Annotated in this window: 18 protein-coding genes, 1 tRNA gene and 4 pseudogenes; 10 read left to right on the top strand and 13 right to left on the bottom strand. The window is 68.4% G+C overall.

Going from position 1 to position 20,007, the window contains the following annotated elements:
- Window positions 1-173: 173 nt before the first annotated feature.
- Window positions 174-338 (top strand): annotated as a pseudogene (locus AB8619_RS00935) (IS3 family transposase); the annotation flags it as partial.
- A 68-nt stretch (window positions 339-406) separates the two neighbouring features.
- Here the strand turns inward: AB8619_RS00935 and AB8619_RS00930 are convergent.
- The 7 genes and pseudogenes from AB8619_RS00930 to AB8619_RS00900 all read right to left on the bottom strand — a co-directional run.
- Window positions 407-634: pseudogene (locus AB8619_RS00930) on the bottom strand (LLM class flavin-dependent oxidoreductase); the annotation flags it as partial.
- A 33-nt stretch (window positions 635-667) separates the two neighbouring features.
- Window positions 668-1,135, bottom strand: a complete 468-nt coding sequence (locus tag AB8619_RS00925) for an Lrp/AsnC family transcriptional regulator (RefSeq protein WP_436794590.1) — start codon at window positions 1,133-1,135, stop codon at window positions 668-670.
- A pseudogene (locus AB8619_RS00920) lies at window positions 1,132-1,464 on the bottom strand (aspartate aminotransferase family protein); the annotation flags it as partial. The gene AB8619_RS00925 and the pseudogene AB8619_RS00920, both read right to left, overlap by 4 nt.
- Window positions 1,465-1,905: 441 nt before the next feature.
- Window positions 1,906-3,369: a GNAT family N-acetyltransferase gene (locus tag AB8619_RS00915; RefSeq protein ID WP_436794589.1), complete on the bottom strand. Its 1,464-nt coding sequence runs from the start codon at window positions 3,367-3,369 to the stop codon at window positions 1,906-1,908.
- A gap of 265 nt (window positions 3,370-3,634) precedes the next feature.
- A tRNA-Pro gene (locus AB8619_RS00910) sits at window positions 3,635-3,708 on the bottom strand.
- 56 nt (window positions 3,709-3,764) lie between these two features.
- Window positions 3,765-4,460 (bottom strand): GNAT family N-acetyltransferase, encoded by a 696-nt coding sequence (locus AB8619_RS00905; RefSeq protein ID WP_436794588.1) that lies wholly within the window; start codon window positions 4,458-4,460, stop codon window positions 3,765-3,767.
- A gap of 75 nt (window positions 4,461-4,535) precedes the next feature.
- On the bottom strand, window positions 4,536-4,961 hold the full coding sequence (locus AB8619_RS00900; protein WP_436794587.1) for a response regulator: 426 nt from the start codon (window positions 4,959-4,961) through the stop codon (window positions 4,536-4,538).
- A gap of 24 nt (window positions 4,962-4,985) precedes the next feature.
- Here AB8619_RS00900 and AB8619_RS00895 point away from each other — a divergent pair, with 24 nt between their 5' ends.
- Window positions 4,986-5,333 carry an STAS domain-containing protein gene (locus AB8619_RS00895; protein ID WP_436794586.1) on the top strand — a complete coding sequence of 116 codons (348 nt, stop codon included), beginning with the start codon at window positions 4,986-4,988 and terminating at the stop codon, window positions 5,331-5,333.
- Here the strand turns inward: AB8619_RS00895 and AB8619_RS00890 are convergent.
- Window positions 5,330-6,436, bottom strand: a complete 1,107-nt coding sequence (locus AB8619_RS00890; RefSeq protein ID WP_436794585.1) for an ArsA family ATPase — start codon at window positions 6,434-6,436, stop codon at window positions 5,330-5,332. The two genes, AB8619_RS00895 and AB8619_RS00890, sit on opposite strands and share 4 nt — an antisense overlap.
- Window positions 6,433-7,419, bottom strand: a complete 987-nt coding sequence (locus tag AB8619_RS00885) for an ArsA-related P-loop ATPase (RefSeq protein WP_436794584.1) — start codon at window positions 7,417-7,419, stop codon at window positions 6,433-6,435. The genes AB8619_RS00890 and AB8619_RS00885 overlap by 4 nt, the downstream gene beginning before the upstream one ends.
- Before the next feature lie 83 nt (window positions 7,420-7,502).
- Between AB8619_RS00885 and AB8619_RS00880 the strand changes: the two genes are divergently transcribed.
- On the top strand, window positions 7,503-8,714 hold the full coding sequence (locus AB8619_RS00880; protein ID WP_436794583.1) for an NfeD family protein: 1,212 nt from the start codon (window positions 7,503-7,505) through the stop codon (window positions 8,712-8,714).
- A 116-nt stretch (window positions 8,715-8,830) separates the two neighbouring features.
- Window positions 8,831-9,088 (top strand): WhiB family transcriptional regulator, encoded by a 258-nt coding sequence (locus AB8619_RS00875; RefSeq protein ID WP_436794582.1) that lies wholly within the window; start codon window positions 8,831-8,833, stop codon window positions 9,086-9,088.
- Here AB8619_RS00875 and selB read toward each other — a convergent pair whose 3' ends face one another.
- Together selB and selA are read right to left on the bottom strand one after the other, a co-directional pair.
- On the bottom strand, window positions 9,089-10,801 hold the full coding sequence (selB, locus tag AB8619_RS00870) for a selenocysteine-specific translation elongation factor (protein WP_436794581.1): 1,713 nt from the start codon (window positions 10,799-10,801) through the stop codon (window positions 9,089-9,091).
- Window positions 10,802-10,805: 4 nt separating this feature from the next.
- Window positions 10,806-12,083 (bottom strand): L-seryl-tRNA(Sec) selenium transferase, encoded by a 1,278-nt coding sequence (gene selA, locus AB8619_RS00865; protein ID WP_436794580.1) that lies wholly within the window; start codon window positions 12,081-12,083, stop codon window positions 10,806-10,808.
- Window positions 12,084-12,144: 61 nt separating this feature from the next.
- Here selA and AB8619_RS00860 point away from each other — a divergent pair.
- Window positions 12,145-14,031 (top strand): annotated as a pseudogene (locus AB8619_RS00860) (transglycosylase domain-containing protein); the annotation flags it as partial.
- Between the two features lie 175 nt (window positions 14,032-14,206).
- On the opposite strand, the gene AB8619_RS00855 reads toward AB8619_RS00860, so the two are convergent.
- Window positions 14,207-15,355 carry a S1 family peptidase gene (locus AB8619_RS00855; RefSeq protein ID WP_436794579.1) on the bottom strand — a complete coding sequence of 383 codons (1,149 nt, stop codon included), beginning with the start codon at window positions 15,353-15,355 and terminating at the stop codon, window positions 14,207-14,209.
- A 50-nt stretch (window positions 15,356-15,405) separates the two neighbouring features.
- On the opposite strand from AB8619_RS00855, the gene AB8619_RS00850 reads away from it, so the two are divergent.
- The 3 genes from AB8619_RS00850 to AB8619_RS00840 are packed head-to-tail and all read left to right on the top strand — an operon-like array spanning window position 15,406 to window position 17,449.
- A complete protein-coding gene (locus AB8619_RS00850) occupies window positions 15,406-15,885 on the top strand; it encodes an FxsA family protein (RefSeq protein WP_436794578.1) in 480 nt (159 codons plus the stop codon).
- The gene (locus tag AB8619_RS00845) at window positions 15,882-16,610 is read left to right on the top strand and encodes an NUDIX hydrolase (RefSeq protein ID WP_436794577.1); all 729 of its coding nucleotides are present in this window, start codon (window positions 15,882-15,884) and stop codon (window positions 16,608-16,610) included. Before AB8619_RS00850 ends, AB8619_RS00845 begins: the two co-directional genes overlap by 4 nt.
- Window positions 16,607-17,449: an MBL fold metallo-hydrolase gene (locus AB8619_RS00840; RefSeq protein WP_436794576.1), complete on the top strand. Its 843-nt coding sequence runs from the start codon at window positions 16,607-16,609 to the stop codon at window positions 17,447-17,449. The genes AB8619_RS00845 and AB8619_RS00840 overlap by 4 nt, the downstream gene beginning before the upstream one ends.
- 279 nt (window positions 17,450-17,728) lie before the next feature.
- Here AB8619_RS00840 and AB8619_RS00835 read toward each other — a convergent pair whose 3' ends face one another.
- A complete protein-coding gene (locus AB8619_RS00835) occupies window positions 17,729-18,904 on the bottom strand; it encodes an Mrp/NBP35 family ATP-binding protein (RefSeq protein WP_436794575.1) in 1,176 nt (391 codons plus the stop codon).
- A gap of 61 nt (window positions 18,905-18,965) precedes the next feature.
- Between AB8619_RS00835 and AB8619_RS00830 the strand changes: the two genes are divergently transcribed.
- Entirely contained in the window at window positions 18,966-19,655 is a 690-nt protein-coding gene (locus AB8619_RS00830) for a helix-turn-helix transcriptional regulator (protein WP_436794574.1), read from the top strand.
- Between the two features lie 33 nt (window positions 19,656-19,688).
- Complete coding sequence (gene erpA, locus AB8619_RS00825; RefSeq protein ID WP_436794573.1) at window positions 19,689-20,006, top strand: iron-sulfur cluster insertion protein ErpA; 318 nt, start codon at window positions 19,689-19,691, stop codon at window positions 20,004-20,006.
- Window position 20,007 lies beyond the last annotated feature (1 nt).

The following is a 20,007-nucleotide window of genomic DNA, read 5'->3' as shown; positions in this document are numbered from 1 at the left end:
GCCGAACGATCTAGCCGTCATCCAAGGGCAGGTCGCTACCACCCGCTCATCTCTCGACCCAGTAACACCTGAGCTCGACCGCGCTGACTACCTCCTACAGCTGAGCGAGTTCCGTTCGATCGTTGTAAGGGAGAACCTACGCCGCTATGTCCAAGGCATCGGGCCTCTTCAACGACGCGCACCTGGTGAACGCCATCGTCGACGTGCACGCCGACGACCCGGAGTTCGGGTATCGGTTCATCGCCGACGAGCTCGAACGAGCCGGCCATGTCGTGGGCGAGGGTCGGGTACATCGGCTGTGTCGCCAGCACAAGGTCTGGTCGACGACCACGAAGAAGGGCCGGATCGGCCCGGACGTTCCAAGCCCGAGCACGAACCGGCCCTCGGACAGGGCATCCAACGTGGCTGCGGTTTGCGCGAGGAGCGTTGGGCTACGCGAGTACAGCGGCAAGATTCCGGTCATCAGTTCGACACTGGTCGTGCACGCTGCGACGTAGCCGAGCGTCGATACCAGGTCGTAGCCGTAGACCTCGCCGCCCCAGAGGAGATCGACACCGGCCGACTCCAGGTCGCGGACCTGGCGCGCCAGGGCCGTTGGGTCACCGCCAAACGAGATCGTCGCACAAATCTTCATCCGCTCTCCTCTGCCTTGCTGGCCCGGTCTGGCTCAGCGGGTTCCCCACGTGTACGTCTGCTTCACCAGATCGAGGTACGTGAAGATCTCGGTCGAACGCACGCCCCCAACCGCCCGAATGCGGTCGTTCATCAGCTCGAGCAGTGCATCGGTGTCCTCACACACGACCTCGATCAACAGATCGAAGCGACCTGTCGTCACGATGACGTAGGGGACCTCGTCGATCTCGGCCAGCGCGGCGGCGATCTTTCGGATGTCGCCCTCGACCGTGATGCCGATCATCACCTGGATTCCGAATCCCATCTGGGCCGGGTCGGTAACAGCGACGACCTGGATGACGCCATCGTCGAGCAGTCGCCGGACGCGCTGGCGAGCCGCGGCCTGGGAGAGCCCGACCTGCGGACCGAGGTCGGCGTACGAGACGCGACCGTCGACCTGGAGTGCCTCGATGATCGCCTTGTCGGTCTCGTCGAGCTCCTCAACCGGACCTGACTCGGTCATGCGAACTCCTTCCATGCCTCGTCGAGTACGGCGCCGATGATCGCACAGATGCGGTCGAACTCTGCCGGACCCGAGATCAGTGGCGGCGCGAGCTGGATCACCGGATCGCCGCGGTCATCGGCGCGGCAGTGGAGGCCGAGTTCGAGCAGCCGTCGCGAGAGGAAGCGACGGATGAGCCACTCACATGCGTCGTCGTCGAACGGCGTGCCGTCGTTCGCCAGTTCGATCCCGTAGAAGTACCCGAGCCCACGCACCTCGGCGACGATGGGCTTGTCGAGCAACCGATCGAGGCCGGCGCGGAACTCGCCCTCGTGAGCCCGCACGTGACCGAAACCCAAGATCGATGTGACCAGCGATCTAGGAGACGGCAGCGACGGCAGCGTCGAAGATCCACTCGACTGCCGAAGCATCGACGTACTGAAAGCTCTGCGGGGGCCGCGTCACCCCGGGGATGAGGTCGATCGATAGCCCAGGCTCGCACCGCACTGCCCTGCCGACCCTGATCGCGAAGGCGCGGGACGCCCCCGCGAAGTACTGCCTGTGCTCTCGTCGGGTGATCCCGGTAACCGGACCGTGCCGTTGCCAAATGCCAGTCGCACTCGCTTCGTCGATTCCGTCGACGTCGAACCATCCGACCACGGTCTGCACCGGGGTTGTTGCGTACAAGAGGATGCGTGCGGTGTCGCGACTCACCGGGGCGCGTCTAAGTTCGACCTTCTTGTCGCCCCGCAGAATCGCTTCAGCGTGTCGGGGGTGGATCGAGAGAAGAGCTACGCGCCCAGTCGTTCGATCAGCCATGGCAATCCCTCCGAGTTGATTCCGATGGTCGTCTGGGGAGCGCGGCTGACCGCATGAGCATCCACGAGTTCTTGCAACCCGATCGGTGGCTCCATGAATCGATCTTGCCGGAAGAGGAACGCGAGGACCGAACCCGACGATGTCATGACTTCCACTTCGCGAGCGGAGTAGACGGTCCGACTGCCGACGAACTCGACGAGCTCGTTGGGATCGTCCGAAACTCGGCTGGCCTCGAGCACACCGACGCCGGTCACTCCCTTGACGTCGCCGGATCGGTAGAAGAGCAATGTTGCTCCTGGCTTCGCAGTCCTCACGTTCGCCCTGGAGAGGTACGCCTTCCGCAGGGCGTTGCCGTGCGGTCGAGGGGTCATGAGCGTCAACTGTTGCCCGGGCGCATCGGGGAACAGGCTGGCGTGAAACTCGGGACGAATCGGGATGATGAACGTCTGTCCGTCGACGACCCGCAGCGCCGGTGGTCCGAACCTCACGTGGAACGCGAGCGGCGAGAGGGTCTCTCGCTCCTGCGACGTCGGGATCAGACGCTTCGCGTAGCGGCGCTCTCCCGAGCGATCGTCGAGATGCTCGAAGCCAAAGTTCTCGAGGAGCGCGATCAGCTCCGCCTGCTTCTCGAACACCGTCAGCCAGAGCAGATCGAAGGCTTCGGAGACCGAGCGAAACAAGACCTTGAGGAGTAGTTCGCCGTACCGACTGCCCTTGTATTCGTCGCTGACCTTGAAGGTTGAGATCTTCGCTGGGCGGACGCCGAGTCCGATCTCGGCGTCGAGTCCCTTGAGAATGCAGATGCCGGCTACGTGCTGGTCGGGACCATCCACGACAAATGCCTCTCGGCCGTCGCGAGCCGATGCGCGAAACCAGTCGTCGAACGATGTCCCGCCATAGTCGGCTCGAAGCGAGTCGAAGAACGAGTCCTCGAGATCGAGGGAGTGGAGCGGGCGGCGGTCGACACTTGGGACGAAGGCTGGCGGGCGGGCGACGAGCTGAGTGATCGTCGCGACCGCGTCGGCCACCGTGTAGACACGATCCGCCACATCGAGACGTGCGGCCTTGCGGTGAATCGCTCCGTCCTGGGTAATGAGCCCGTGGACAGCGTCACCGACGACGCATGCCAGGAGCTGATGGTCGTACCAGTCGTGACTTCCCACGGCGGGCGACCCGAGGACCTCGAGTAGCCGCGCCTGGACCGGCGGAGGGCTCTGCAAGGTCGGGTATCGCCGCCGGACGAGCTCGCGCAGGCGCCGACGCTCATCGTCGGTGTCGTTCGCGATCTCTGCGGACACGGTGGGATGGACCAGGAGCTGATGGTCGCCGGAGGCAACTCGTGCGAGCTCGAGGCTCGCCTCAGTTGCCGCCTCCACGTCCGCCTGCCGGCTTGGCTCGCTGCTGATCAGCACGTTGGTGTCGATCAGAAACCGCACAGTCACCTCCTCCGCCGCTCGGTGAGACGCTACGAAAGCGCGCGTCTTCGGCGTGGGATGACCGGTCCTGAGCGCTCCAACGTCCACTATGTGATCGACCACGGATGGACGTGCTGAGCCCAATCCGTGGCGCTCACTCGCAGCACATCACACCCAGTACCTCTCCGGTAATGTGGTCTGAGTGTGGTCTGCAGCCATTTTCGGGCCTGTGGAAAACCGACAGGTCACGGACGGAAACCGCCCGTGACCTGCACATTCGTCTGGGTCGGGTGGGGGAGATTTGAACTCCCGACCTCTGCGTCCCGAACGCAGCGCTCTGCCAAGCTGAGCCACCACCCGGATTGGGTCCGGCCGAAATCGACCGGGCGGTCAGACTAACCGACTGCCCTCGCCGGTCACGATCCCGGCTGCGGCGGCAGTTGTCCGGGGACGTGCTCGGTCCCGAGCATGGCCGCGACGGCCTCGGCGCCGACGAGTTCGATGTCGTCGCGACGGAGGCGAGCGAAGTCGTCAGGGTCCATCGCGTAGCGGACGCTGCGGGTCGGTTCGCCGCCGCGCGACACGAACACGTCGCCGTTGGGGCGGTAGCCGAGCGACTCGGTCACGCCGACCGACGACGGGTTGTCGGCATACGCCTCGGTGATCATCCGGCGGGCGCCGAGACCGTCGAAGCCGAGTTGGAGCGCGGCGATGCGCATCTCCTTGCCGATGCCCTTGCCCTGGAACTCGAGGCCGAGCCACGACCCGGTCTCGAAGGTCTGCGACCCCTTCCAGCTGGCCGAGAACAGCCCCTGGGTCCCGACGACCACGTCGTCGACGACGGTGACCATGGTGATGAACGGGGCGTCACCCTGGACGGTCGCGCGCTGTTGCCAGAACCACTGCAGCGTGTTGCGCTCGAGGTACGGCGAGGGCACCTGGGTCCACGGCTGGTCAAAGGGCATCTCGTCGGGCGCATGCACACCGAGCGCCGCCAACTCCGCCAGGTCGACGAGGTCGTCGTCGGTCGGGAAGCGCAGGGTCAGCCGCGGAGTGCGCACCTCGAGCGCGAACACGGGGTTGAGCGCAGCGAGGCGGTCACGAGTGGTCATCCCGAGAGCTTGGCCGTCACGTGTGGACGACGACCACCGATTTGCGGAGCTGCCGGTGGGCGACTCCCGGGTCGGTTACTCCGCAGGCGCCACCGCGGGCACGGTCTCGGCCGTTGCCGACTCGATGAACGAGTCGCCGGCGAGGAGCGCGTTGGCGGCGCGCCGGAGTCGGAACGAGTCGAGCGGTTTGATCAGCCAGCCATCGACGTCGGACCGCTTCGCGAGGAAGGTGTCGGCCTCGCGGTCGAGCAGCATCAGGATCGTCGTCGGTGGGAGACGCCCCATGGCCGCCTCGGCCCGGAGCTTCATGGCGACGGCCATGCCGCCCATGTTGCCGATCTGGAGGTCGAGCACGACGATGGCCGGTTCGTGGTTGTCGACAGCGTCGGCGACGTCCACGCCGGCACGGACTCGCACGACCGTGGTGACGTCGTCGGCGATCGCGGCGTCGACCTCGTCGGCGACCGCATCGGTATCGGTGGCGATGAGCACGACGGGCACGTTCGGAAAGCTAGCGTGCGGCCGGTGGAGATCCACATCGAACAGATGCCCGACTACACCCTGTGCCGACCCAGCGGGGAACTCAACGCGTACACCGTCGGTGAGTTCCGAGAAGCGCTCGGCGGCATCGCCGACGTCACGGCGTTGCTCATCGACCTGAGCGACGTGCCGTTCATGGACTCGGCCGGTCTCGGCGCCCTCATCGGCGGCATCCGTCGCACCCGCGAGGGCGGCGGCAACGTGGCGGTAGCCTGCAGCCGACAGTCGCTGACCCGACTCCTGCACACCACGGGTTTCGACCGCATCGTGCCGGTCGAGGAGTCGGTCGACGAGGCTGCGGCGAAGCTCGCAGCCGAAAGCGACGCCAGCTAGCGCAGATACCGCTCGATCTCGCGAAGACCCGCGAGATCGTGCACGTCTGAGCGGAGGAACGGCACCCGGACGACGGGCGCCGGGGCCACCGTCGCGGCCAGTGGAGCGATGTGTTCCTCTTCGCGTGACGACACCAACTGGAAGTCCGCCAGGTTGCGGTACAGGTCGCCGATGGCGGTGCCGTCCAACGAGTTGGCGCGCTCGCGGGTCGCTTCGGCCAGTCCGTCGGCGAAGTTCGGGTGCATGCGGTTGATCACCAGGCTGCGCACCGGGATGCCCCCCTCGGCCAACTTCTCGGCGAAGAACGTGGCCTCGTCCATCGTGTCGCGACGTGGTGACGCCACCAGCACGAACGCCGTGTCGTCGGCACGGAGCAACTGCTCGACCTGCTCGGCACGGTCCTTGAAGCCCTGCTCCATGCCGTCGAACGCCTGAAAGAACGCAATGGCGTCGTCGATCACGTCGGCGCCCACGACCTTGGCGATCGAGCGCACGAACGACTGGGCGGCCATGTTCACGGCCTTGAGGACGCCCCGGTTCGGCACGGTCATCAGCTTGTAGAGGCGATGGTCGAGGAACTTCGTCAACCGGCGGGGCGCATCGAGGAAGTCGAGCGTGTTCCGGGTCGGCGGCGTGTCGATGACGATGAGATCGAAGTCGTGCTTGCCCGAGTTCCGGCCGTCGTGGAGTTCGTACAGCTTCTCCATCGCCATGTACTCCTGCGTGCCCGAGAGGGCCCCGGAGATGTTCCGGTAGAAGCTGTTGTCCAGGATGCGCCGACGTTGTTCGTCGTCCGACGCGTGGTCGCCGACGAGCGCGTCGAAGGTCGACTTGGTGTCGAGCATCATCGCCGACAGTTCGCCGGGGAAGTCGCCGTCGATGCGCGACGGCTCGTTGGTCAGACCGTCGAGGCCGAGGGCGTCCGCCAGACGTTTGGCCGGGTCGATGGTCACGACCACCGCCTTGCGACCGGCCTCGGCTGCCTGCAGCGCGATCACGGCCGCGGTCGTCGTCTTGCCGACGCCGCCCGAGCCACAGCACACGATGATTCGGCGTTCGCGGACGAGGGTCTCGAGCGATTCGTCGCCCTTCGGGGCGGTCACGACGTGGCTCCCAGCGTCAGGTCGGCGTCGAGCGCTTCGATCCCGGTGAGCATCGCCCGGGCCAACACGTCGAGTTCGTCGGGGCCGATCTCCGACTCGAAGAGGAACGGCATCTCCAACTGTGGGAGCGGAAGTTGCTCGGACAAGCGGCTCACCTGTTCGGCCTGGAGGGCGATGCGATGTCGGCGGAATGCCGACGCCTCGTCCAACGCCTCGGCCTCGCCGTCGAGCAGCGACACCCCCGCCTCGTCGGCTGCGGCCTCCGCGCTCTCGGCGAGACCGCCGTAGCGCTCGTAGAGGCCGTTGACCACGACCGGTCCGAGACCGACGCCGACCTGGTCCTCGAGCGAGAAGGCCGTCTCGACCAACTCGTTCACCGGCGTCTCCTCCGGCAGCGTCACGAGGAGCACCTGGCAGGCGTCGTGGTCCTCGAGCAGTTCGAGCACGTCCTTGGCCTGGGTGTTGATCGGCCCGACCTTGACCGCGTCCATCAGGCCGCGGGCCGAACGGAGGAACGTGATCGCGTGTCCGGCCGCAGGCGCATCGAGGATGATCACGTCGGCGGCCTCGGAGCGTTGGAGCTGCTTGACCTTGCCCAAGACGAGGATGTCGCGGATGCCCGGCGCCGCCGTGGCCACGACGTCGAGCGCACCCGACGAGACCAGGCGCTTGCTGATGCGAGACAGCCCGTGGTCCTCGAGGTACTCGATGAGCGCGGCGTCCGGGGTGATCGTCCGGGCCGAGACCTCGGCGTCGCCGCCCTTGCCGCCGCCCTTGTGGAGCACCAGTTCGTCGTACCCGAGCTCGGGATGACCGAACATCCGCGGCAGCCCGGACTTGCCCTCGACCTCGACGATCAACGCCGATCGACCGGCCATCGCGGCTGCTCTCGCGAGGGCCGCCGTGACCACCGTTTTGCCCACGCCGCCCTTCCCGGCAACGATGAGCAGTCGAGATGCAGCGAAGTACTCCGTCGGTTTCACCGAATTCTCTCCACAGCAGCTCTGGTCGACACCGGAACTCGGTCACCCTATCGAGGGTTATCGCCGGTCTGATCACCGCAGTGATGGGCGTCACTCTCCTCGCGGGGACCGCATCTGCGCGCCCCGCCGGCGAAGCGACCGACGACGCCGAACCCGGCATCGTCCAGGTCATCAAGGTCTCCGGCCTGCTCGACCCGATCGTCGTGTCGTTCATCGAGGACCAGATCGCCACCGCCACCGCCGACGACGTCGTCGCCCTGGTGCTCCAGATCAACAGCGAAGGCGCGGTCGTCGGCGACGACGACATGGACCGTCTCGTCGACACGATCGAACGGGCCGACGTCACCGTCGCCGCCTGGGTCGGCCCGTCGGGTTCCAAGGCCGAGGGCGACGCCACCCGCCTCGTCGCCGCCGCCGACGTCAGTGCACTGACCCCGGGCAGCCGCATCGAGGTGACCAAGGAACTCGCCGACGGCATCGATCTCGACGGCAAGGCCTCGGTCGGCGAGAAGGCCGGCAGCGAGACCGCCGCCGAACTCGGCCTCGTCGACAACGCCGCCCCGGTCCTGGGCACCTTCATCGTCGACCTCCCCGGCGTCGAGACCCGAGTCGTGAACGACCGGCGCGAGCCCGTCACCCGGGTCCGCTTCGGCCAGCTCGGCCTGATCGACCAGCTGTTCCACACCGTGGCCAGCCCCGCCGCCGCCTACCTGTTGTTGATCATCGGCGGCTGCCTCCTCGTCTTCGAGCTCTTCACCGCGGGCGTCGGTGTCGCCGGAATGGTCGGCGTCGGTTCACTCGTGCTCTCCGCCTACGGGCTCGCGGTGCTGCCGACCAACACCTGGGCACTGGTCGTGCTCTGCGCTGCCTTCCCGGCGTTCGCGGTCGACGTCCAGACCGGAGTCCCGCGTTTCTGGACCGGGGTCGGCGTCGTCGCTCTCCTGGTCGGCTCGCTCACCGTGTTCGTCGACGGGCCCCCGTCGTGGATCACGCTCATCGCCGGGATCCTGGGCACGCTGCTCTCCATGCTCGGCGGCATGCCCGCCATGGTCCGCACCCGCTTCTCGACGCCCACGATCGGACGCGACTGGATGATCGGCGAATCGGGCATCGCCCTCGCCGACGTCTCCCCCGACGGCGTCGTCACCGTCCGCGACGCACCGTGGCGTGCCCACACCAACCGGGCCACGCCCATCGCCGCCGGCGAGGCCGTGAAGGTCACCGCCATCGACGGCCTCGTGCTCGAGGTCGAGCCGGTCGAGGGCGCAGCCAAGGACTACCGCGACCGACGCTGAGGCGGCGGCGTCCGACCCGCTTGCCATCGCGAGCGAAACGATCGCGAAGATTACCCCTTGAAGGACTGGGCCGTTGGGCCTAGGTTCCGTCCTAATCGAACCGGGGGGTTTGTTCAGTGACAATCGCGATCCGCACGGAGACCGAGCAGTGGCAGCTCAAGGCTGCTTGCCGTGGACCACAGGCACGGGTGTTCTTCCCGCCTGCGCAGTTCGAACGCAAGGACGAGAAGCTCGAGCGCGAAGCACGGGCCAAGGCGATCTGCGTGACGTGCTCGGTCAAGAAGGAATGCCTCGACTACGCCGTACGGATCCGTGAGCAGCACGGCATCTGGGGCGGGCTGAGCGAGAACGAGCGCAAGCCGCTCCTCGGTTAGCTACAGCCGGGGGCCGGCGATCCGCAGGTCCTCGCGCCGACGGGTGCGACCCGTCGCATCGAGGTGCTCGAGCAGCGGCACGACGAACTTCCGTGACGTGCCCAATGCGTCGCGCACCTGCGCCACCGTGACCCCATCGGGGTGATCGGCGAGCAGCGACCGCACCGTCGATGCCGCGTCGTCCATGGCGCTGGCAGCGAACGCGACACCACCCACCTCGACCACCTCGCCGCGGCGAACCAGTTCTCGGATCTCGTTCCGGCCGATGTCCGCGGGCGGATCGGGAGGGGTGAACGGTTCTGCCGCCAGCGCGGCCAGCCACGGGTGTCCGTCGAGGGGATCGATGGCGTCGACGTGCACCACTCGACCGGCATCGACCACGACGTCGTCGAGGCTCTCGGCCACCGCCCGGTCGCGCTCGTCGAGCGTCGCGAGGTCGAGGCCGAGCGGACCGGCCGCCAGCATCGCCGCGGTGAGGCGTTCCCGATCGGCGACCAGGCGATCCGGGTCGACGACCCAGCGGCCCAACGTCGGCTCTCGCTCGGCACCGGTGAGGAGCGTCAACCGGTCGGCCTCGATCCACCCCCGCTCGCCGACGACGCGGTCGATCGACCGGTCGGGGGCAGCGTCGGCGGCGCGGACCACCGGATCGATGTCGAGCACCTCGCCGCCGCCGACGGTCTCGCCGCGGCCCGCATCGCGCAACACGTAGCGATCGCCGGGCAGCAACGGCATCGGGCGCGGGAGGTGCAGGCGCGCCGCTCCCGTCTCCCCCGGCTCCAGGGCCTGTGGCCCCAACACTCGGAGTCGGACCGGGTGCTCGCCCGAACCCAGGTAGGCCATGAAGGCCCCACGGCGAGACACCGGGTGGTCGAGCGCGTCGAGGACCGTGAGCGAGACGTCGATCATCTGGGTCCGGTGCCACTGTCCGGCCCGGACGAGGACGTCCCCACGCCCGATCTCGTGATGACCCACGCCGACCAGGTTCAGGGCCGTGCGGTTGCCCGGCCCGAGGTGGTCGACCTGGGCGTTGTGGCGCTGGATGCCGCGCACCCGCACCGACTGGCCCAGGGGCTCGACCACCAGTTCGTCATCGAGGGCGACCGCTCCCCCGGCCAGGGTCCCGGTGACCACGGTGCCGGCGCCGGCGGGAGCGAACGAACGGTCGATCCACAACCGCGGACGGCCGAGATCTGCGGCCGGCGGCGTCACCGCCAGGAGGTCGTCGACCGCGAGGCGGAGCGCGTCGAGCCCGTAGCCGGTCGGGGTGTCGACCTCGACCACGGGCGCACCCTCGAGGAAGGTGCCGGCGACGGCCTCCTCCACCTCGAGCCGCGCCAACTCGCGCAGGTCGTCGTCGATCAGGCCGACCTTGGTGAGCACGACGATGCCGTGGCCAATGCCCAGGACGTCGAGGATGCGGAGATGCTCCTCCGACTGGGGCTTCCACCCTTCCGACGCCGCGACGACGAAGAGGCAGGCGTCGATCGCTCCGACGCCGGCGAGCATGTTCTTCAGGAACCGGATGTGACCCGGGACGTCGATGATCGCCAGGTGCCGGCCCGAGGGGAGGTCGGTGCCGGCGAAGCCGAGGTCGATGGTGAGCCCGCGCTCCTTCTCCTCGGCCAGCCGATCCGGATCGGTGCCGGTGAGAGCCCGGACGAGCGTCGACTTGCCGTGGTCGACGTGTCCCGCAGTGGCGACGACGTGCATCGGATCAGCGTGAAGTGAGCGCCGCAGCGACGAACGGGTCGTCGTCGGGCTCGACGGTACGCAGGTCGAGGATCGTGCGGCCGTCGACGACCCGGGCGATGACGGGCGTCCGGTGCGAGCGCAGCGCGGCGACATGGTCGCCGTCGAACGCCACGCCGATCGACGGGATCTCGACCGACGGCAAGGTCCCGCCACCGGGGACCGATGCGCAGTCGGTCACCGCCCCTTCGCCGACCTCGTCGACCAACGCCTCGGCCCGTTGCCGCAGCGTCTCGACCGGCGTGGTCGCCATGCGCCAGAACGGCAACTGATCCGCCGTGCGGGACAGGTAGGCGGTGGCCACGTCCTGGAGCGCCGCGAGGACGAGGCCGCCCGGCCGGAACGCGCGGTAGAGGGGATGCTTGGCGCACGCCCGGACCAGGTCGGATCGACCGGCGATGATCCCGGCCTGCGGGCCACCGAGGAGCTTGTCGCCCGAGAACAGGACGAGGTCCGCTCCCTCGGCGAGGGTCTGCTTCGCTGCGGGCTCGTCGAGGAGCCATGCCGGAGGGCCGTCGTCGAGCCAGGGGCAGGCGGCGTCGAGCAGGCCCGACCCGAGGTCGACGACGACGGGGACCGGCAACGCGGCCAACTCGGCCACCGGGGTCTCCTCGGTGAACCCCGAGATCGTGTAGTTCGACCGGTGCACCTTGAGCACGAGCGCCAGGTCGTCGTCGATCACGGCGTCGTAGTCGCCGACCCGCGTGCGGTTGGTGGTGCCGACCTCGACCAGCCGAGCGCCCGACTGTGCCATCACGTCCGGCACCCGGAAGCCGCCGCCGATCTCCACCAACTCGCCACGACTCACGGCAGCGCCACGACCCTGCGCCAACGCGGCGAGGGCGAGCATGACCGCGGCGGCGCAGTTGTTGACCACGATCGCGTCCTCGGCGCCGACGGCCCGGGCGAGCATGCCGCCGGCGTGGACGGTACGGCTCCCCCGCTCGCCGGCAGAGAGGTCGAACTCGAGGTTCGTGGCCCGACCCGGCGTCTTCGTGGCCAACGGCGCTCGACCGAGGTTCGTGTGCAGCAGCACGCCGGTGGCGTTCACGACCGGGCGCAACAACGCCCGCGAGATCGATTCTGCGATCGTCCGCGCCGAGTCGGCGTCGCCGGCAGCGATCGCCTCTCGCGCCGCGTCGACCAACAACGGGTGCGGGAGGCCGGTGTCGGCGAGCGATCGGGCGAGCCGGTCGACCGACGGCGGTCGATCCGCCGGGGGCACGTCGTCAGTGGTCGTCACGCCCGAGGACTCTACGAGCCCCACCTCCACCACTCCCCCCGTCCCCCGTTCTGGTGACCACATGCGACCATCACACGTCGCCGGCGTTCACCAGAACGGGGGATGGGGGCGGTCGCGATGCGACAGGCCGGTGGCGAGCGGCGAGAATGAGCGATTGATGTCCGTTCGTTCACGCATCGGCGAGGGGTTCCGCGTCGCGTCGGCGCTGGTGGTCGTCGCGTTCATCACCCCGGTCGTCTCGGCCGGCGTGCTGCTGGCGACGAACCTGTTCCTCCCCCTGCCCGCCTCGATCCCCGAACCGGAGCAGCTCGAGGCCATCCAGTTCAGCGAGGTCTACGACGTCAACGGCGACCTCATCCACGTGTACCAGCAGTTCGACCAGAGCATCCCGGTCGCCCCCGACGACATCCCCGAGATCATGAAGTCGGCGGTCATCGCCGCCGAGGACCGCAACTTCTACAACCACGGCGGCGTCGACATCCGAGGCACCGTCCGAGCGCTGGTGACCGACGTCCAGCAGGGCGAACTCGCCCAGGGCGGCTCGACGATCACCCAGCAGTTGGCCCGGAACGCCTACGGCGTGGGTGACGAGCGGACGATCAACCGCAAGATCCGCGAGGCGATCCTCGCGTCACAACTCGACCGCTCGCTCTCCAAGGAACAGATCCTCTACGAGTATCTGTCGATCGTGTACTTCGGTGAGGGTGCCTACGGCATCGGTGCCGCCTCCCAGGTGTACTTCGGCAAACCGATCAGTGACATCTCGGTCTCCGAGGCGGCGTTGCTGGCCGGCGTCATCCCGGCACCGTCGAACTTCAATCCTCGCGTCGATCCCGGCACCGCAGAGATCCGACGGGTGTCGGTGCTCGACGCGATGCTCGGCGAGGAGTTCATCACCCCCGAGGAGCACGCCGAGGCGGTGACACAAACGGTGTGGATCGACACCCAGGGTGAACCGCCCGGGCCGGCGACGATCATCCGGACACCACAGATCGAAGGCACTCGCTACCCCTGGTTCATCCAGTACCTCACGCAGTACCTGGCCGAGGCGCTCGGATCGGAAGAGCTCCTCTACCGCGGCGGACTCCGCATCTTCACCACGCTCGACCCGGCGGTGCAGGACCAGGCCGAGGCGACGGTCGCCGAGACGATCGACGGCGTCGACCCGGTGACCACGCTCGACAAGAACGGCAACGAGGTCACCCACCAACTGCAGATGTCGATCAGCGCGGTCGAGCCGCCCACCGGCTTCGTCCGGGCGCTGGTCGGCGGACGCGACTTCGGTCTCACCGAGGCCAACATCGCGACCGGGGCGGGTTCGTCCGGGCGCCAACCCGGGTCGTCGTTCAAGCCCTTCGTGCTGGCCGAGGCGTTCGAGCAGGGCATCTCGCCCGACGAGGTCTACAGCGGCGGTCCACTCACGATCGGCGACTACTCCCCCAAGAACTACGGCGGCGCCAACTACGGGAACATGACGCTGCGCACCGCGACCGAGAAGTCGGTCAACACGGTCTACGTACGCCTGATGGAAGAAGTCGGCCCCTACGAGGTCGTCGACCTGGCCAACGAACTCGGTCTCGGCATCCGTGAGATCGTCCCCAAGGACGACGGGAGCGGGCTGTCGATCGCGCTCGGCTCCCGCGAGGTCACCACCCTCGGCATGGCATCGGCCTACGGCGTCTTCGCGAACCGTGGCGTGCGGGTCGCTCCGACCCCGGTCGTGCGGGTGTTCGACCCCGAGGGCAAGCTGCTCGTCGACCGGTCGGTCCCCGACGGCGACGAGGTGCTCAAGCAGGCGACGGCCGACAACGTCACCGACGTGCTCCGCGGCGTCCTCGTGTCCGGTACGGCGAGCGGGCGAGGGATCAATCGCCCCGCCGCGGGCAAGACCGGCACCGCCCAGGACAACAAGGACGGCTGGTTCGTCGGCTACACGCCCACCCTGTCGACTGCAGTGTTCATGGGCTTCGACCCCCCTCCCCCGGCCGAGGCCAACCGCGGCCTCTTCCGGGTCAAGGGCGTCAACCTGACCGGCGGATCGTTCCCCGCACGTGCGTGGCAGCGGTTCATGCTCGCCGCGCTCGACGGCGTCCCCGTCACCGACTTCTTCGAGCCAGCTCCGATCAAGGAGGCCGCCAGCGAAGAACTGCAGCGCGAGCGGCGCGGGTTCGGCCCCGGTGCTCGGTCGGCGATCTCGTCGACCGGCAGTGGCGGACCGTTCGTCGTCGGTCTGGAACCGCCGGTCGTGCCGGAGCCGACCACGACGACGTCGACCACGACCAGCAGCACGACGACGACCACGTCGACGACCACGACGGTTCCGTGCTCGGGCCTGTTCTGCGACGACGACTGACCGAGTTCAGCCGGTGAGGTCGGCGGGACACTGCACGACCTCGGCACACGCTTCCCACACGGGAACGCCGAAGAAGACGGCATCGGCCGGGAACCCCAACGGGGCGAAGGCCCGCGACGAGATGCCGATGAGCTCGCCCGTTCGAGTTCAGCATCGGACCACCCTGGAACTGCGGGCCGATGGGTACGTCGTGGGTGATCGCGTTGGCGGCGACATCGACGAGCGTGCCCTGCACGATCGACGCGCCACCGCTCCCGAGCCCCGACACGGCGAAGGCTCGGTCGCCCGAGGTGACGCTCGAGGGGTCGGCGATCTTGACCGGTGGGAGGTTGGGCGCATCCTCGGCCACGAGGAGCGCGAGGTCGCGACCCGGATCCCAACTGCTGAGTTGGACGCCGATCTCCTCGCCGTCACGGCGCACGGTCACGCCCGGCCCGGGATCGGCGGTGGCCGCACGGACGGTCGTGTACGAGGTCAACAGGAACGACCGCTCGCTGTCGCTGAAGAGGACGAACGCGGTCCCGACCGATGCCTGGCCGTTCTCGTCGAGGGTGGACACGAGGTACACCGACTCGCGGACGCCGTCGAGCAGCTCGTCGAGGGTCTGACCACTCGCGGCGAACTGCTCGAGCTCGTCGAGCAGCGCCTCGATCTCGGTGGTCGCCTCGGCGGTGTCGGCGTCGATGATCTGTTGACCGGCCTCGACCTGATCGGCGATCGACGACTCGACCTCGACGACACGCTGGCGGGTCTCGTCGAGCTCGAACCGGTAGTAGGCGAACAGCGCGGCGCCGGAGAACGCTGCGGCGATCGACATGAAGAAGAGCAGCGACGCCAACCCCAGGATCGTCCTCGGCAGGATCCGCTTCCAGAACGAGGCCACAGCCGGCGACTGGGCGTTCTCGGACGACTCGGACATCCGAGGGACGCTACCCCAGCGATTCCCACAGCCGTCGATAGCCTGGAACGGTGCTCGGACTCCTCATGATCGCCTTCATCGTCGTCCCGATCATCGAGCTCTACCTGTTCATCCAGGTCTCGTCCGCCATCGGATTCGGCGCCGCCCTCCTGTGGATCGTCCTCGTGAGCGTGATCGGCGCGTGGCTGGTGAAGCGTGAAGGGCTCCAGGCCCTGCGCCGCGCCAACGAGAAGGTCGCGAGCGGGCAGATCCCCACCGACGAACTGATAACCGGGATCCTCATCCTGTGCGCCGGGGCGCTCATGCTCACGCCGGGCTTCCTCACCGATGTGGTCGGCGTCTTCCTGCTCTTCCCCCCGACACGAGCGCTGCTCCGCAATCGCCTGCGCGGCCGTTTCGCGAGCGGCCCGATCCTCATCGGCCGGTTCGGTGGCCCCGACGGCTTCACCCGTGGCCCATCCCCCGCCCGCGGCGACGTGTGGGATGCCGAGTCGTGGGAAGATCCGCCGAACCGCCAGGAACTCGATTGACCGCCACGACTCCCGTCACGCCGCGCCCAGCGGCGACGGTCATGCTGTTGCGGAACGCGCCGACCGGACGCGACGGGCTCGAGGTGCTCTTGCTGCGCCGCTCGACCGACACGCCGTTCGTGCCCGGCGCCCACGTCTTCCCCGGCGGCGCCGTCGAGGACCGTGACGCCGACGCCGCCTGGGACGCCGTCACCGACTTCGACGATGCCACGGCCTCGGCGGCGCTCGACGTCGACGCCGGCGGCAGGGCCTACTGGGTCGCCGCCGTGCGCGAGTGCCTCGAGGAGGCCGGCGTCTTCATCGCCACCGTCGACGATGTCCACATCGACGACACACACCCCGTCCTGACCGACGAGGACGGGCTCCGTGCCGATCTCGAACGCGGCGACACCTCGCTCCTCGATCTGTGCCTCGAACACCGACTCCGGCTCCCGCTCGAGCACATGACGTACTTCGCGCAGTGGATCACGCCGGCCGAGTCGCCCCGCCGCTACGACACCCGCTTCTTCGCGGTTCCGATGCCCGACGGACAGTCGGCGTCCGCCGACGGATGGGAAGCCGTCGACGCCACGTGGTGGGCACCCACCGATGCGCTCGAATCCTGGCAGGCTGACGCGATCCAACTGATCGAACCAACGGTGGAGAGCATCCGACTCCTTGTCGGCCACGACTCCGTCGACCATGCGATGGCCGCGCTGCGCCGGGCCGGGGAGCACGCACGATGACCGAGGACGTCGAAGAGGACCTCCCGAAGCCGATCGTGCACGAGGTCGCCTCCGCGCTCAGCCCCTACATCCGGCGCATCGTCGCGAACAACCCAGGGGCGATGACCGGACCGGGCACGAACACCTACCTGGTCGGCATCGACGAGATCGCGGTGATCGACCCCGGGCCCGACTCGGCCGAGCATCTCGACGCCATCGCCGGCTGCGGCGGCGACCGCATCCGGTGGATCCTGCTCACCCACACCCATCCCGACCACGCTCCCGGCGCGGCGGCGCTGCGAAAGCGCACCGGGGCGGAGATCTGCGCGTTCGACGACCGCGACGACATCCCCGTCGACCGCACGCTCGCCGACGGCGACTTCATCGAGGCCACCGAGTTCCGGATCCGGACGATCCACACCCCCGGGCACGCCTCGAACCACCTCTGCTACTTCCTCGAAGAGGAACGCACCCTGTTCTCGGGTGACCACATCATGCAGGGCTCGACCGTGGTCATCGCTCCGCCCGACGGCGACATGGCGGCCTACCTCGAATCCCTCGAGAAGGTCCGCATCAAGCGCCTCAAGGCCATCGCTCCGGGTCACGGGCACTTCATCACCGAGCCGATCGCCGCGATCGACGAGTACGTGGCCCACCGCCTCGAACGCGAGGCACAGGTGCGCGCCGCGGTCGAGAACGCCGGTACGACCACGATCGACGAGATCGTCGCCCAGCTCTATCCGGGCCTGATCGACGAACTGGTGCCGCGGGCCGCGCAGTCGGTCCACGCCCACCTGTTGAAGCTGGCAGGCGAGGGCGCGGTCTCGGGCGCCGACGCCGACGGCGACTGGTCGGCCTAGACCGACGCCCGTCCGGCCCGGACGTTCACACGTTCGGCCCGAACGGGCCATGGAAGTCAACGCGGACCCTCAGCGACGATGGCGGCGAGCAAAGCCGCGGGCAAAAACGCGGTGGACGCCCGAGGGGGCATGCTCGTCTCGCGTGATGGAGGGCTGCCGGATCGACGAGACGAGACCTCCCTCGCTGCCGACCCCGTCGGTGGTGGTGCTGGGGGGCATCGCTGCTGACGGGGTCGGCCTCTCTTCTCCCGGCAGCCACTGATGGCGGCCGCGGACGGCTCAGAGGTCGAGTGCGTTGAGTGATGCCACCGCAGCATCGAGCATCCGGGCCGAGCACCCCGCCATGTCGGGCTGCGGCACCGCTTCGGTCACGACCACTTCGGCCAGCGCACGGAACGCGTCGCCTGCGGGTGAGTCACGCAGGGCCGCGGGCTCGCCGGTGTCGCCAGTGACCGAGACGTCGGGCTCCATGGGGATCTGGCCGAGCAGCGGCACGCCGGCATCGTCAGCGAGCTGCTGACCGCCGCCCGAGCCGAACAGCTCGTACCGCTCACCGTGGTCGCACACGAACGCGCTCATGTTCTCGACCACGCCGGCGATCCGGAGGAAGTTCTTCCGTGACATCGACACCGCACGAGCAGCGACCTTCTGGGCGTTGACCGCAGGCGTGGTGACGACCAGGACCTCGGCTCGAGGGATCAGCTTGGCCACGCCCATCTGCACGTCGCCGGTTCCCGGCGGCATGTCGACGAGCAGGTAGTCGAGGTCGTCGCCCCACACGACGTCCTGCAGGAAGTGCTGCACTCCTCGGTTGAGCATGAGTCCACGCCACATCAGCGCCGACTCGTCGTCCTCGACCAGGAATCCCATCGAGACCACGCGCAGGAGGCCCGAGCCGATGGAGCGCTCGTTCGGGACCATGAACTTCTTGTCGTCGATGACCGTCGCGCCCAGCCGGCCCGACACGCCCAACAACCGCGGGATCGAGAACCCCCAGATGTCGGCGTCGAGCACGCCCACCTTCAGGCCGCGAGCCGCCATGGCCGCTGCCAGGTTCACCGTGACCGACGACTTGCCGACGCCACCCTTGCCCGACGAGACCAGGATCACCTTGGTGGCGGGCCCGACCGACGAGTCCTCGGTTCGCTCGGAGATCTTGAAGCGCGCCCGCTCCATCGCATGCGCCCGCTCGTCCTGGTTCATCTCGTCCCACACCAACGTCACGTGGTCGACGCCGGGGAGCGAACCGACACGGGTGCGCACGTCCTTCTGGATCTGGGCCCGGAGCGGGCAGCCGGACGTCGTCAGCGCGATGGTCACCGTGACCTCGCCACCGTCGACCCCCACGTCGCGGACCATGCCGAGTTCGACGATGTCGCTGCCCAGTTCTGGGTCGATCACCCCGCGGAGCATGGATCGAACGTCGTCGATCGCGACCGGAGCGTTGTCAGCCATGGCCGAATTCTACCGGCAGTCTCCGTGGAAACCAGCGGGTGCACCCCGGTAGCATCGGCGCGTGCCCGACGCCGCCTCCCGCAGCGGGACTCCTCGCCTGGAGATCCTCAAGACCCTGGGCGACAACACGCGCTATGCGATCTACCTCGAGATGGCCCGCTCACCCCGTCCCCTGGCGACGGCCGAGATCGCCGAGACGCTCGATCTGCACCCCAACACCGTCCGCCCGCACCTCGAGCGCATGCGCGACCTCGGGATCGTCGACGTCACGGCCGCCGCGACCGGAGCCGTGGGCCGACCCCAGCACCGCTACGCAATCGCCGACGACGCCCCCAGTCTCGGGCTCGAACCGCCGGTCTTCCCGCTGGTGACCCGCATCCTGCTGACCGGAGCGGCCGCCGGCGGCCTCGACCCCGACGACCTCGCCGAAGCCGGCCGCGAGCAGGGCAGCGCTGCTGCGGGCGCGACGTCCGAGACGCTGGCTTGCGCCGATGCCCTCGAACGCGAACTCGCCGGACTCGGTTTCGACCCGGCTCGGGTCGACGACGACGACAGCGTCACCATCGCGTTCGCCCACTGTCCCTTCCGCGAACTCGCCGAAGCGCACCCCGACCTCGTGTGCAGCATGCACCGCGGCATGGTCGAGGGCTTCGTCGCCGCCCGGGGCGATGCCACCGTCACCGACTTCCACCCGCTCACCGACCGCACCCCGTGTCAGGTCGAACTCCACACCGCCCCCTCGCGGGGATGACGCAGGAACCCACACAGGAGATACGCTGAGATCATGATCACGCTCACGGACACTGCTGCCAGCAAGGTCAAGAACCTCATCGACGAAGAGGGCGACGCCGCACTGGCGCTGCGAGTCGCGGTTCGTCCCGGTGGCTGCTCGGGCTTCAGCTACGAGATGTTCTTCGACACCGACGTCGCCGATGACGACAACGTCCTCGAGTACGGCGAGGTCCGCGTCGTCGTCGACGCCTCGAGCGCCCTGATGCTCGAGGGTGCGACCCTCGACTTCAAGGACGGCCTCGAGTCCGGGTTCTCGATCAACAACCCGAACGCCCAGAAGACCTGCGGCTGCGGCTCCAGCTTCTCGTAGA

The organism is Actinospongiicola halichondriae, assembly GCF_049103745.1.
Taxonomy (GTDB): domain Bacteria; phylum Actinomycetota; class Acidimicrobiia; order Acidimicrobiales; family Salinilacustritrichaceae; genus Salinilacustrithrix; species Salinilacustrithrix halichondriae.
This window is presented reverse-complemented; position numbering and strand designations above follow the sequence as displayed.